We start from the raw sequence: 12,716 nt of genomic DNA on the forward strand, positions 1-12,716 counted from the left end.
CAGGGGGTCAGACGGTGGCGACCGCGTCGACGGTCTCGAGCTTCTTGTCGCGGGACTTCAGCACGAGCACGATCGACGTCATCAGGGCGACGCCGGCCGCGAGGGCCACGAGGAACCAGAGGAACCCGCCCATGAGGGGGAGCACCCAGATGCCGCCGTGGGGGGCGCGCAGCGTGACGCCGAAGACCATGACGAGGCCGCCGGTGAGGGCGGAGCCGGCCACGGAGGACGCGATGACGCGCACCGGGTCGGCGGCCGCGAACGGGATCGCGCCCTCCGAGATGAACGAGGCGCCCAGCAGCCAGGCCGCCTTGCCGTTCTCGCGCTCGGGCTCCGAGAACAGCTTGGGGCGCAGCGTGGTGGCGAGTGCCATCGCGAGCGGGGCGACCATGCCCGCGGCCATGATGGCCGCCATGATCGTGAGCGCCGGGGCGTCGGTCGCGGTGCCGGCCGCCGCGAGGCCCGCGGTGCCGAAGAAGTACGCGACCTTGTTGACCGGTCCGCCGAGATCGAAGCCCATCATCGCGCCGAGCACGAGGCCGAGCACGAAGGCCGAGCCGCCCTGGAGGCTGGTGAGCCAGTCGTTGAGGCCGTCCGACAGCGCCTTGATCGGGCTGCCGAGCAGCGTGATGAACAGGCCCATCGTGATGAGGCTCGACAGCAGCGGGATCACGACCACCGGCATGACGCCGCGGACGCCCTTGTGGACCTTCCAGCTCGCGATCCACTTGGCGGTGAGGCCGCCGAGGACACCGGTGACGATGCCGCCGAGGAAGCCCGCGCCCATGGTCGCGGCGATCGAGCCGCCGACGATGCCGGGCACCAGTCCGGGCCGGTCGGCGATCGCGAAGGCGATGAAGCCGGACAGGATCGGCACGAGGAACCCGAAGGCCGCGCCGCCGATGACGAACAGCAGGGCCGCCCAGCTCGTGAGCGACAGCACGTCGAAGTTCTGCGCGATGTTGTAGGCGTCGTCCGACGTGAGGTTGTAGTTCACGATCTCGATCGCGCCGTTCTCGCCCAGCGCGATCTGCGCGAGCATGAAGGACAGCGCGATCAGGATGCCGCCCGCCGCGACGAACGGGATCATGTAGCTCACGCCCGTCATCAGCCACTGGCGGATCTGGGTGCCGATGCCCGCCTTCTCGTCCACCTTGCTGGCGAGGCCGGACGATGCGGCGGCGGGGGCGGCGGCGACGGCCGCGTCGGGGTTGGTGCGCCACTCGGAGGCCTTGGCGACCGCCTGCGAGACGAGCGCCGGGCCGTCGGAGATCGCCTTCTTCACGCCGACGTCGACGATCGGCTTGCCGGCGAAGCGCTCGGCGTTCCTCACCTCGACGTCGTGGGCGAAGATCACCGCGTCGGCGGCGGCGATCTGGGCGGCGGACAGCGGCGTCGCGCCGGCCGAGCCCTGGGTCTCCACCACCATCGTGTGGCCCGCCTCCTTGGCGGCCCGCTCGAGGGCCTCGGCGGCCATGTAGGTGTGCGCGATGCCGGTGGGGCAGCTGGTGACGCCCACGAGCGTCAGGCCGGACGATGCGGCGGGGGCCTCGGGCACGGCCTCCGGCTCCGGGGCGGGTGCGGCCGCGGCGGCGGGGGCGGGCGTCGGCGCGGGGGCGACGGCGATGTCACCGACCTCCGCCTCGACGATCGCGACGACCTCGGCCTCGGTGGTGGCCTCGCGCAGCGCGCCGGTGAACTCCTTCTTCATCAGCGCCTTGGCGAGCTTGGGGAGGACCTTCATGTGCGCCTCGGACGCGCCCTCGGGGGCCGCGATGAGGAACACGATGTCGGCCGGGCCGTCCTTGGCGCCCCAGTCGATGCCGTCGGCGCTGCGGCCGAAGGCGAGGGTCGGCTCGGCGATGCCGGCGCTGCGCGCGTGCGGGATCGCGATGCCGCCGGGCAGGCCGGTCGCCATCGTCTCCTCGCGCTTGCGCACGTCGCCGAGGAACACCTCGAGGTCCGTGCAGCGTCCGGTCGCGACCAGGGTCTCCGCCAACGCCCGGGTGGCGTCGTGGCGGTCGGTCGCGCCCAGCGCGAGCACGACCTGCTGCTCGTTGATCAGTGACATGGGGGTGTTCCTTTCGGGGGTCAGCGCTGACCCAGTGCCAGGGCGGCGGGCGGGTTGTGCGAGAGGTCCACGGGGATGCCGTGGAGATCCGCGCGGGAGGGGACGCGGCTGCCGGGGAGGGTGACGGCCGCGGCGCCCCAGGCGACGCCCTCGGCGAGGGCGTCGGAGGCGGGGAGCGAGCGGGACAGCCCGTGCAGGAGTCCCGCGAGCATGCAGTCGCCGGCCCCGACGGTGGAGACGGCGGCGGTGATGGTGGCGCGTGCGTGCAGCGCCTCGTCGGCGGTGACGAGCAGGGCTCCGTCGCCGCCGAGGCTCACGGCGACGGTCGGGATGCCGCCCGCGACCAGCTCGGTCGCGGCGGCACGCACGTCGCCCAGGGTGGGGAGGTCGTGGCCGACGAGCTCGGCGAGCTCCTCGTGGTTGGGCTTGATGAGGTCGGGGGAGGCGGCGACGGCGGCGGCGAGCGGGGCGCCGGAGCTGTCGATCGCGACGCGCGCGCCGGCGGCCCGGGCGCGTGCCACGAGCTGCGCGTAGAGGTCCTCGGGGGCGCCCGGGGGGAGGCTGCCGCAGCCGACGACCCACGAGGCGTCGGCGGCGCTCGCGGTCGTCGTGGCGAGCAGGGCCTCGACCTCGTCGGCGGTCAGCGTGGGGCCGGGCTCGTTGAGCTTGGTGGTGGTGCCGTCCGGCTCGAGCACGGAGATGTTCATCCGCGCGGCGCCGGCGATCGGGACCGAGCGGCGCGCCACGCCGGCCGCGTCGAGCAGCTCCTCGAGCAGGCGTCCCTCGGGGCCGCCGACGGGGAGGACCGCGACGGCGTCGCCGCCCTGCGCGGTCAGCGCGCGGGCGACGTTGACGCCCTTGCCGCCGGCGTCGACGCGCACGTCCGAGGCGCGGTGCACCTCGCCGCGCAGGAGCGCGTCGACGGTGATGGCGCGGTCGACGCTCGGGTTGGGGGTCAGCGTGACGATCATGCGGTCACCACCTCGGGTCCGGCGGCGCGCAGCTCCTCGGCCACGTCGTCCGCGAGGTCGACGTCGGTCACCACCAGGTCGACCTCCTCGAGGTCGGCGAAGCGGTGCAGGTGGTCGTCGCCGGCCTTGGACGAGTCCGTGGCGACCACGACGCGGCGCGCGGCGTTCACCATCGCGCGCTTGGCCTCCGCCTCCGCCTGGTCGGGCGTGGTGAGGCCGCGGGTGGCGGAGATGCCGTTGGTGCCGATCACGGCGACGTCGACGACGACGCCGGCGAGCGCCGCCGCCGCCCACTCGCCGACGGCCGCGGCGGTGACGCCGCGGACCCGGCCGCCCAGCACGTAGAGGGTGATGCCCGGGCGTCCCGCGAGCGACGCGGCGGCCGGGATCGAGTTGGTGATGACGGTGAGGTCGATGTCGACCGGGAGCATCTCGACGAGCGCCTGGGTGGTCGAGCCGGCGTCGAGCAGCACGGTGCCGCCGGCCGGGATCTCCTCGAGGACCCGGGTGGCGATGCGGCGCTTGACGTCCATGCGGGTCGCGGAGCGCGAGGCGAGGGTGGGCTCGGCCTCGAGGCGCTCGACGGGGATCGCGCCGCCGTGGACCCGGCGCAGGGAGCCGCGCTGCTCGAGCGCGGTGAGGTCGCGGCGGATGGTCTCGGGGGTGACCGCCAGGGCCTCGGCGAGCGAGGCGACCTCGACACGGCCCGCGGTGCGCGCCTCCGCCAGGATGCGCTGCTGACGCTCCGTCGCGTACATGTGACTCCCTTGTCTGGGTCCGGTGGCCGGATTCCCACATCAAAACACAGAACCAAAAACAAAGCAACAGAAAACAACAGAACCGGACTCGCGCATCGTCCCCCCGACCGGCCCGCGGGGCCGGCCGGGGGCGGGTGCAACACGGGGCGAGCCTGGGACGTTGGGTGAGCGACCCCTCTGGTCGGCGCCGCCCGGGCCCCGTCTAGACTGGAGCGGTCGCCCACCAAGGAGGAAACGTGGCAAGTCCGGTGTTCAGCAACGCCAAGGAGTTCAAGGCCGACCCCCTGCTCGCGCAGCCGACGGCAGCCGACCTCGAGCGCCAGTACCAGGCGCCGGCCGGCACCCCGGGCTACGTGGTCGAGGAGCGGATGTCCTACTCGGGCGTCATCAGCAAGACCACGATCCTGGGCCTCATCACCATCGCCACCGGCGCGGTCGGCTACGTCGTCGCCGGCCAGTCCGCCATCGCCTACATGATGGCGCTCGGCGCGGGCCTCGTCGCCTTCGTGCTCGCGATGGTCGCGACCTTCCAGCGCAAGGGTGCGAACCCGGTCGTCGTGGGCCTCTACGGCGTCGCCGAGGGCTTCTTCCTCGGCGCCATCACGGTCGGCATCGAGCAGAGCTTCGACGTCCCCGGCGCCGGCCTCCAGGCCCTGGTCGCCACGGCGATCACGTTCCTCGTGTGCCTCGCGCTGTTCCGCTCGGGCAAGGTCCGCTACACGAGCAAGCTGCGCAAGATCTTCATGGTCGGCGCGGTGTCGTACCTGGTCTTCGGCCTGGTCAACATCGGCTACGTGATCTTCAGCGACAACGCTCAGGGCTTCGGCCTCTACAGCAACGAGATCACCATCGGCAGCTTCACGTTCCCGCTGGGCCTCGCGATCGGCGCGATCGCGATCCTGCTCGCCTGCATCTCGCTGATCGGCGACTTCGACTTCATCGAGAACGGCGTCAAGAGCGGCCAGCCCAAGGCCCTCGAGTGGACCGCGGCCTTCGGCCTCATCGTGACGCTCGTGTGGCTCTACATCGAGTTCCTGCGGATCATCGCGATCTTCGCCTCGAGCCGCGACTAGCGCACAGCACGAAGGCCCCCTCCTCGGAGGGGGCCTTCGTCATGTCCGGGGTCGCGCTACGCCGCCGGTCGCGCACGCAACCGGCGTACGTGCGCAGTCACACCTTGCCGGACCAGGCACGATGCGGTCCGAGCCGCGCGTGATACGCCGGTTGGCGACACGGGCGAGCGGCGGGACCGCTACGCGTAGCTGACCTGGCAGAAGCCGTGGTTGCAGTAGCCGCCGGGGTTCTTGTGCAGGTAGCCCTGGTGGTAGTCCTCGGCGTAGTAGAACGTGCCGTCGCCGGCGTCCGCCGCGCGCGCGACCTGCGTGGTGATCGCGCCGAAGCCCTGCTCGGTGAGCCGCTCCTGGTAGCGCGCGACCGAGGCCTGCGCGGCCTCGAGCTGCGCGTCCGTGGTCGCGAAGATCGCGCTGCGGTACTGCGTGCCGATGTCGCCGCCCTGGCGGTTCGCCGTGGTGGGGTCGTGGTTCTCCCAGAACGCCGCGAGCAGCTCCTCCACGGACACCTGCGCGGGGTCGAACACCACCTGCACGGTCTCCGTGTGGCCCGTGAGCGACGTGCACGTCTCCTGGTAGTTCGGGTTGCGCGTCCAGCCGCCCATGTAGCCGACGGCGGTCGAGTACACGCCGGGCATCTGCCAGAAGATGCGCTCCGCGCCCCAGAAGCAGCCCATCGCCACGTACAGCACCTCGTGGCCCTCGGGCCACGGGCCCTTGAGGGGCGTGCCGAGCACCACGTGCCGGTCCGCGATCTGCATCTCCGCGTCGCGCCCCGTCAGCGCCTCGTCCCGCGTGATCATGGTCGTCTTGTCGAGTCCGAGCATCACCGCTCCCTTCCCCGTTGGCCAACGTGCCCCGCCCCGGTTCTGTTCCGGCCGGGACGACCCGCCATCGTAGACCGCGCGGCCGCCTCCCGGGACCGGACGATGCGCGCGCTAGGCTCGCGTCATGCCTCCTTCGGCGCCTGAGGGCACCTCCGAGCACGACGTTCCCACGGACGTCGTCGCCGAGAACGTGCCCGTGTGGCTGCGGGTGTCGGCCGCGTGGTCGTGGCGGCTCATCGTGGTCGGCATCGTCATCTACGTCTTCTTCACGGGCTTCACCACGCTCGCCTCGGTGGTGCTGCCGATCATCATCGCGCTGCTCATCGCCGCGCCGCTCGAGCAGCTCGTCGGCAGGCTCGAGAAGTGGGGCGTGCCGCGCACCGCGGGCGCCGCGCTCGCGATCCTCGCGCTCGTCACCGTGGTGCTCGGCCTGTCCTTCGCCGCGGGGTCCTCCATCGTCGCGGGCTTCGACGACCTGCAGCAGGCCGCGGTCAAGGGCTTCAACCAGTTCCTCGACTGGCTGGTCGACGGGCCCATCCACCTGTCGCGCGCGCAGATCGACGACGGCCTCAACAACGTCACCAAGACCGTGCAGGACAACGCATGGGGCGTCGCCACGGGCGCGTTCTCGGTCACCGGCGCCATCGGCTCGCTGTTCGCCGGCTCGATCGTCGCGCTGTTCTCGCTGTTCTTCTTCATGAAGGACGGCCGCAAGCTGTGGCTGTGGCTGGTCAACCTCCAGCCCACGCGTCGCGGCGAGCGCATGGACCGCGCGGGCATGAGCGCGTGGCTCACGCTCAGGCGCTACACCGAGACGAGCGTCTTCGTCGCGTTCATCGACGCGGTCGGCATCGGCCTGGGTGCCTGGATCCTGGGGCTGCCGCTCGCGCTGCCCATCGCGATCTTCGTGTTCCTGCTGTCGTTCATCCCGCTCTTCGGCGCGACCATCTCGGGCGCGATCGCCGTCGCCGTGGCGCTCGTCGACGGCGGCGCGACCAAGGCGCTCATCATGCTCGCGATCGTGCTCGCGGTGCAGCAGATCGAGGGCAACGTCCTCTACCCGTGGCTGTTCGGCAAGGCGGCGTCGCTGCACCCGCTGGTGATCCTGCTGTCGGTGGCCACCGGCACGCTGCTCCTGGGTCTCGTGGGCGCGGTCATCGCGGTCCCGATCGTGTCGTTCTTCTATGCCTTCGCGCGCTCGCTGCACAGCCAGCTGAGCGAGGAGGAGCCGCCCGACACGGGGCAGATCCTCACCGAGCATCCACGCGAGGCGATCAAGACGCTGATGGCCAAGACCGGCGAGATCCGCATCCGCCGCCGCCCGCACGACGACGACCACACCGACGAGCACCCCTCGGCCTAGACTCCTTGGCGTGCAGTGCGCCTACTACGACTCGGACACGTGCCGGTCGTGCACCCTCATCCCGGTGCCGCACGCCACCCAGGTCGCGCGCAAGCAGGCCGAGCTCGAGGGGCTGATCCGCGACGCGATCGGCGACCGCGCCGACGGGATCGCGTGGGAGCCCGCGCTGCTGAGCACCGAGCAGGGCTTCCGCACCAAGGCGAAGATGGTCGTCGGCGGCACGATGGACGAGCCCACCATCGGCATCCTCGACGCCCAGGGCCGCGGCGTCGACCTGCGCGAGTGCCCGCTCTACCCCGAGCCGCTCTCCGCATCGTTCCCCGTGCTCGCCCGCTTCGTGCACGTCGCGCGGCTCGAGCCGTACGACGTGCCCGCCCGCAGCGGCGAGCTCAAGCACGTCATCGTGACGCTCGCGCCGAACGGCGAGCTCATGGCGCGCCTCGTGATGCGCTCCACCGAGGCGCTCGCGCGCATCCGCAAGCACCTGCCGTGGCTGCTCGAGGAGCTGCCGGGACTCGCGGTCCTCACCGTCAACGTGCTCCCCGAGCACAAGGCCGTGCTCGAGGGCGAGCGCGAGATCGTGCTGACGGAGCGCGAGTCGCTCGCGATGGGGATGGGCGACGTGGTCCTCCACCTGCGCCCGCAGAGCTTCTTCCAGACCAACACCGCGATCGCCCGCGAGCTGTACGTGCAGGTGGCCGGATGGGTGGACGATGCGGCGCCCGCCACGGTCTGGGACCTCTACTGCGGCGTGGGCGGCTTCGCGCTGCACTGCATCGCGCCCGGCCGTGCGGTCGTCGGCGTGGAGTCGAGCGAGCAGGCCGTCGAGAGCGCCCGGACCAGCGCCGAGGAGCTCGCGCGCGCCGGACGGCCCGGAGCCGACGAGGCGATCTTCGTCGCCGCGGACGCGACGGTGTGGGCGCGCGAGCAGGAGCTCGTGCCCGACGCCGTGATCGTGAACCCGCCGCGGCGGGGGATCGGCCCGGAGCTGGCCGGCTGGCTCGAGGAGTCGGGAGTGGGAACCGTCGTCTACTCGAGCTGCAACGCGGTGACGCTCGCGCGCGACCTCGAAGCGATGCCGTCGCTCACGCCCGTGCGCGGGCGGCTGCTCGACATGTTCCCGCACACCGCCCACTATGAGGCGGTCGTGCTGCTCGAGCGGGCCTAGCCGCCGAAGGGCTCCGCGTGGAGCACCTTGACGGTGATCTCCTTGCCGTTGGGCGCGACGTACGAGGTCTCGTCGCCGGCCGTGCGGCCGATCAGCGCGGCGCCGAGCGGCGACTGCGCGCTGAACACGTCGAGGTCGGTGCCCTCGGCGATCTCGCGGGAGCCCACGAGGAACTTCATCTCGCGGCCCATGACCTCCGCGGTGACGACGGTGCCGTCGTCGATGGTGCCGGAGAACTCGATCTCGCCGACGTGCGCGTTCGCGAGCTTGTGGCGCAGCTCCTCGATGCGGGCCTCCATCTTGGCCTGCTCGTCGCGGGCCGCGTGGTAGCCGCCGTTCTCCTTGAGGTCGCCCTCCTGGCGGCGCTCGTCGATCTCCTTGACGATCTCGGCGCGCTTGACGTTGACGAGCTCGTCGTACTCCGCCTGCAGGCGGTCGTACGCCTCCTGGGTCAGCCAGGTCCCGGTGGTCTCGGTCACGTTGGTTGCCTCCTCGTATGACAAGGTGAGCCACGATACCAAGGGCCCTGCGACGGGCCCAAGTCGCATGGACCGCGTCACACCGTCACTCGACCGGCACGCAGTACTGCACCTGCGCGGTCGTGGCCTCCTCGGTGGTGACGATCGCGGTCGTGAGCCGCTGCTGCGCGCCGTCCGCGTAGGACACGCGCTGGGTCGCGACGCCCACCTCGGTGAAGCGGGGGTTGAGCGCGCGCACCGCGCAGTCCACGTCGACCTCGTCGTAGAGGTAGACGTCGTAGGTCACGGTCACCTCGGTGGGCGAGGCGACGGAGAAGCCCACGTCCTTCCACCGCACCGGCTCGTGGGCCGCGACGAGCGCGTACCAGGCGACCGCGCCGATCAGCGCGGCGAGCCCCGCGGCGACCAGGATCCACTGGCGCGGGCTCAGGCGCGGCAGCGCTCCGGACGCGTGCTCGTCCTGCTCGGACTCGGGGGTGCTCATGATGAGGCAGGATAGACCGGTCAGAGAGGTGGACATGGCTTCAGACTTCACCGGCGGCCCGGGCTTCCTCGCCTTCGTCGTCACCTTCGGGCTCGTCGTCGCCGGCGTGCTCCTGTTCCTGTCGCTGAGCAAGCACCTGCGCAAGGTGCGTGCCCAGGCCGCGCGCGAGGCGGCCGAGCGCGAGCAGGGCGCCGCCGCATCGTCCCCGGATACCCCGGACGATGCGGGGTCAGGCGACGGCGAAGGCCGCGATGGAGGCGGCGATGAAGTGACAGGTGAACCCGGCGATCGTTAGCGCGTGGAAGATCTCGTGGAACCCGAAGTACTTCTGGGATCCACGGGGCCACTTCGTGCCGTAGATGATCGCGCCCACGGTGTAGCAGAGGCCGCCGACGATCACGAGCGTGACGACGGCCGCGCCGCCCGCCTCGTAGAACGGGCCGATGAAGCCGATCGCGACCCATCCCAGGGCGACGTAGATCGGCACGTACATCCACCGCGGCGCGCCCAGCCAGATCACGCGGAACAGCAGGCCCAGCAGCGCGCCGCCCCACACGACGGCGAGCACCCACACGCTGGTGGGCGGCTCGAGCAGCAGCACCGTGAGCGGCGTGTACGTCCCCGCGATGATGAGGAAGATGTTCGCGTGATCCATGCGGCGCAGCACACCCCGGGTCGTGTCGGACCAGTCGCCGCGGTGGTAGACCGCCGACGTCCCGAACAGCATCACCGCCGTGAGCGTGAAGATCGCGAACGAGATGCGTCCGGCGAGCGTGGGGGCGATGGCGGTGAGGATGAGCCCGGCGACCAGGGCGAGCGGGGCGGCGCCCAGGTGGAGCCATCCGCGCAGGAGCGGCTTACCAGGCACGGGGAGGTTCTCAGCCATGAACCTACGATACCGTAGGTTATGCGGCGGGAGTACGGTTGACGCACCGCCCGCACGCAAGTCGGGCACGACCAGGAACGGACGTCGATGGGCCTGAGCTCGCTGCTGTACGGGACGTACGAGAAGCGGCTGGCGCGCACCCTCAAGCGGACCGCGAAGCCGCCCCGGCACATCGGCGTGATCCTCGACGGCAACCGCCGCTGGGCCAAGCAGACGGGCGCATCGGCCTCGCACGGCCACCAGCGCGGTGCCGACAAGATCACCGAGGTGCTCGAGTGGTCGCAGGACGCCGGGGTCGAGGTCGTGACCCTGTGGATGCTGTCGACGGACAACCTCCTGCGCGACCCGAAGGAGCTCGCGCCGCTGCTCGAGATCATCGCCACGGCGATCGAGCGGCTGGCCGACGACGGCCGCTGGCGGCTGCGCCACGTGGGCGACGCCTCGCTGCTGCCGGAGGAGACGGCCGCGCGGATCTCCGCGGCGGTCGCGCGCACACTCGACGCTCCGGGACTGCACGTCAACGTGGCGGTCGGCTATGGCGGCCGGCACGAGATCGCGGAGGCGGTCCGCAGCTTCCTGCGCGCCGGCGTGGACGCGGGGCACTCGCTCGAGGAGGTCGCCGAGGACTTCTCCGTCGAGCACATCGCCGAGCACCTCTACACGAAGGGTCAGCCGGACCCCGACCTGGTGATCCGCACGTCGGGGGAGCAGCGGCTCGGCGGCTTCCTGCTGTGGCAGAGCGCGCACTCGGAGTTCTACTTCTGCGAGGCGTACTGGCCCGACTTCCGGCGCATCGACTTCCTGCGCGCGCTGCGCGACTTCTCGCAGCGCGAGCGTCGGCTCGGGCGCTAGCGGCGCCGATCCGCCGGCGCCTCTCCACACGGGCGACCCCTCGATCGAGCGTGCTCCCGGCGTGTCGCGCGCGACACGCCGAGCCGTGTGTGGAGCAGCGGTCGAGCCGTGTGGAGAGGTGCTCGCGCGGGGTGGGGGCCGTCCCCGCAGGCAGATCAAGCACCCCCTCACGAATCGGACACGCCCGAGCGCGGGGTGCAAGTTACATCTATGTGAACACTTCGCGGCGTGTCTCCCGGCGGGGGTGGATATCGGCGTAGCGTCGGCCTCGTGGTAACGCAACACCGACGCATCGCTGGGATGCGAACGTAGACAATCGCCGACAGGGCGGTTGGCGCCCTGCGGCCTGAACGCTGGGAGCCCTGTTGACCACCTCGCCTAGCACCGTCCCTGCCACCGAGACCGACGCCGCCGCCGAGACGGCAGTCCGCACGTTCGTGCTGGACACGTCGGTGCTCCTCTCCGATCCGCGTGCGTTGAAGCGGTTCGCGGAGCACGCGGTGGTCCTGCCCGTGGTCGTCATCACGGAGCTCGAGGCGAAACGGCATCACCCGGAGCTGGGCTACTTCGCACGGTCGGCGCTGCGCATGCTGGACGAGCTGCGCGTGAGCCACGGCAAGCTGGACGAGCCGGTCGCGGTCAACGCGACGGGCGGCACCCTGCGGGTCGAGCTCAACCACACGGACCCCGAGGTGCTGCCGTCGGGCTTCCGCCTGGGCGACAACGACACGCGCATCCTCGCGGTCGCGGCGAACCTCGCGGCCGAGGGGCACGCCGTCACGGTGGTCTCCAAGGACCTGCCGATGCGCGTCAAGGCCTCGGCCCTGGGCATCGAGGCGGAGGAGTACCGCGCGGAGCTCGCCGTCGAGTCCGGCTGGACCGGCATGCGGGAGATCCAGATCTCGGACGAGCAGATGGCCGCCCTGTGGGAGCACGAGGCGCTGCCCACGCCGGACCCGGCGCTGTGCGGCGAGGACCTCAGCTCGCTTCCGGTGCACACCGGCCTCGTCATCCACGCGGGCCGCGGCAGCGCGCTCGGCCGGGTGACCGAGGACGGCGCGGTCCGCCTGGTCCGCGGCGACCAGGAGGTGTTCGGGGTGCACGGCCGCTCGGCCGAGCAGCGCATCGCGATCGACCTGCTGCTCGACGAGTCCGTGGGCATCGTGTCGATGGGCGGCCGCGCCGGCACCGGCAAGAGCGCCCTCGCCCTGTGCGCGGGCCTCGAGGCGGTGATGGAGCGCCGGCTGCACAAGAAGATCATGGTGTTCCGCCCGCTGTACGCGGTGGGCGGCCAGGACCTGGGCTACCTGCCCGGCGACGCCGCCGAGAAGATGAACCCGTGGGCGCAGGCCGTGTTCGACACGCTCGGCGCGATGGTCTCCAGCGAGGTGCTCGAGGAGGTGATGGCGCGCGGCATGCTCGAGGTGCTGCCGCTCACGCACATCCGCGGCCGCTCGCTGCACGACGCGTTCGTGATCGTGGACGAGGCGCAGTCGCTCGAGCGCAACGTGCTCCTCACGATGCTGTCCCGCATCGGCCAGCAGTCGCGCGTGGTCCTCACGCATGATGTCGCGCAGCGCGACAACCTGCGCGTGGGCCGTCACGACGGCATCGCGGCGGTCATCGAGGCGCTCAAGGGCCACCCGCTGTTCGCGCACGTGACGCTCGAGCGTTCCGAGCGCTCGGCGGTGGCGGCGCTCGTCACCGACATGCTCGAGCGGCTCGACCTCTAGGCCCAGCCGCGACGATGCCCGCCCCCGTCCGCGGAGGCGGGCATCGTCGCGTCC

General features: G+C 71.6%; 13 protein-coding genes. 6 read left to right on the forward strand and 7 right to left on the reverse strand.

Annotation, left to right across the window (positions count from 1 at the left end; all coding sequences use genetic code 11):
- Positions 1-7: 7 nt before the first annotated feature.
- Genes AOM02_RS03210 through AOM02_RS03220 form a run of 3 tightly spaced genes read right to left on the reverse strand, consistent with a single transcriptional unit; the run spans position 8 to position 3,800 of the window.
- Positions 8-2,071 (reverse strand): PTS fructose transporter subunit IIABC, encoded by a 2,064-nt coding sequence (locus AOM02_RS03210; RefSeq protein WP_062296577.1) that lies wholly within the window; start codon positions 2,069-2,071, stop codon positions 8-10.
- Positions 2,072-2,091: 20 nt separating this feature from the next.
- A complete protein-coding gene (gene pfkB / locus AOM02_RS03215) occupies positions 2,092-3,042 on the reverse strand; it encodes a 1-phosphofructokinase (protein ID WP_062296580.1) in 951 nt (316 codons plus the stop codon).
- Positions 3,039-3,800, reverse strand: a complete 762-nt coding sequence (locus AOM02_RS03220) for a DeoR/GlpR family DNA-binding transcription regulator (RefSeq protein WP_062296581.1) — start codon at positions 3,798-3,800, stop codon at positions 3,039-3,041. The genes pfkB and AOM02_RS03220 overlap by 4 nt, the downstream gene beginning before the upstream one ends.
- A 236-nt stretch (positions 3,801-4,036) precedes the next feature.
- Between AOM02_RS03220 and AOM02_RS03225 the strand changes: the two genes are divergently transcribed.
- Positions 4,037-4,873: a Bax inhibitor-1/YccA family protein gene (locus tag AOM02_RS03225; RefSeq protein ID WP_082099589.1), complete on the forward strand. Its 837-nt coding sequence runs from the start codon at positions 4,037-4,039 to the stop codon at positions 4,871-4,873.
- 179 nt (positions 4,874-5,052) lie between these two features.
- Here the strand turns inward: AOM02_RS03225 and msrA are convergent, their stop codons facing one another.
- Entirely contained in the window at positions 5,053-5,697 is a 645-nt protein-coding gene (msrA, locus tag AOM02_RS03230) for a peptide-methionine (S)-S-oxide reductase MsrA (protein ID WP_062296586.1), read from the reverse strand.
- A gap of 124 nt (positions 5,698-5,821) precedes the next feature.
- Here msrA and AOM02_RS03235 point away from each other — a divergent pair, with 124 nt between their 5' ends.
- Complete coding sequence (locus tag AOM02_RS03235; RefSeq protein ID WP_062296588.1) at positions 5,822-7,060, forward strand: AI-2E family transporter; 1,239 nt, start codon at positions 5,822-5,824, stop codon at positions 7,058-7,060.
- Between the two features lie 10 nt (positions 7,061-7,070).
- On the forward strand, positions 7,071-8,228 hold the full coding sequence (gene rlmC, locus AOM02_RS03240) for a 23S rRNA (uracil(747)-C(5))-methyltransferase RlmC (protein ID WP_062296590.1): 1,158 nt from the start codon (positions 7,071-7,073) through the stop codon (positions 8,226-8,228).
- Here the strand turns inward: rlmC and greA are convergent.
- Complete coding sequence (gene greA / locus AOM02_RS03245; protein WP_062296592.1) at positions 8,225-8,707, reverse strand: transcription elongation factor GreA; 483 nt, start codon at positions 8,705-8,707, stop codon at positions 8,225-8,227. The two genes, rlmC and greA, sit on opposite strands and share 4 nt — an antisense overlap.
- Before the next feature lie 85 nt (positions 8,708-8,792).
- Positions 8,793-9,191 carry a DUF4307 domain-containing protein gene (locus AOM02_RS03250; RefSeq protein ID WP_062296594.1) on the reverse strand — a complete coding sequence of 133 codons (399 nt, stop codon included), beginning with the start codon at positions 9,189-9,191 and terminating at the stop codon, positions 8,793-8,795.
- A 34-nt stretch (positions 9,192-9,225) separates the two neighbouring features.
- On the opposite strand from AOM02_RS03250, the gene AOM02_RS14215 reads away from it, so the two are divergent.
- The gene (locus tag AOM02_RS14215) at positions 9,226-9,486 is read left to right on the forward strand and encodes a hypothetical protein (protein ID WP_156156057.1); all 261 of its coding nucleotides are present in this window, start codon (positions 9,226-9,228) and stop codon (positions 9,484-9,486) included.
- Here the strand turns inward: AOM02_RS14215 and trhA are convergent.
- Positions 9,421-10,077, reverse strand: a complete 657-nt coding sequence (gene trhA / locus AOM02_RS03260) for a PAQR family membrane homeostasis protein TrhA (RefSeq protein ID WP_062296597.1) — start codon at positions 10,075-10,077, stop codon at positions 9,421-9,423. The two genes, AOM02_RS14215 and trhA, sit on opposite strands and share 66 nt — an antisense overlap.
- Before the next feature lie 87 nt (positions 10,078-10,164).
- On the opposite strand from trhA, the gene AOM02_RS03265 reads away from it, so the two are divergent.
- Both AOM02_RS03265 and phoH2 read left to right on the forward strand, forming a co-directional pair.
- Positions 10,165-10,929, forward strand: a complete 765-nt coding sequence (locus tag AOM02_RS03265) for an isoprenyl transferase (protein WP_062296599.1) — start codon at positions 10,165-10,167, stop codon at positions 10,927-10,929.
- A 437-nt stretch (positions 10,930-11,366) separates the two neighbouring features.
- Positions 11,367-12,662 carry an RNA 5'-3' helicase PhoH2 gene (phoH2, locus tag AOM02_RS03270; RefSeq protein ID WP_228372671.1) on the forward strand — a complete coding sequence of 432 codons (1,296 nt, stop codon included), beginning with the start codon at positions 11,367-11,369 and terminating at the stop codon, positions 12,660-12,662.
- Positions 12,663-12,716 lie beyond the last annotated feature (54 nt).

It is taken from the genome of Demequina maris (assembly GCF_000971155.1).
Classification (GTDB): domain Bacteria; phylum Actinomycetota; class Actinomycetes; order Actinomycetales; family Demequinaceae; genus Demequina; species Demequina maris.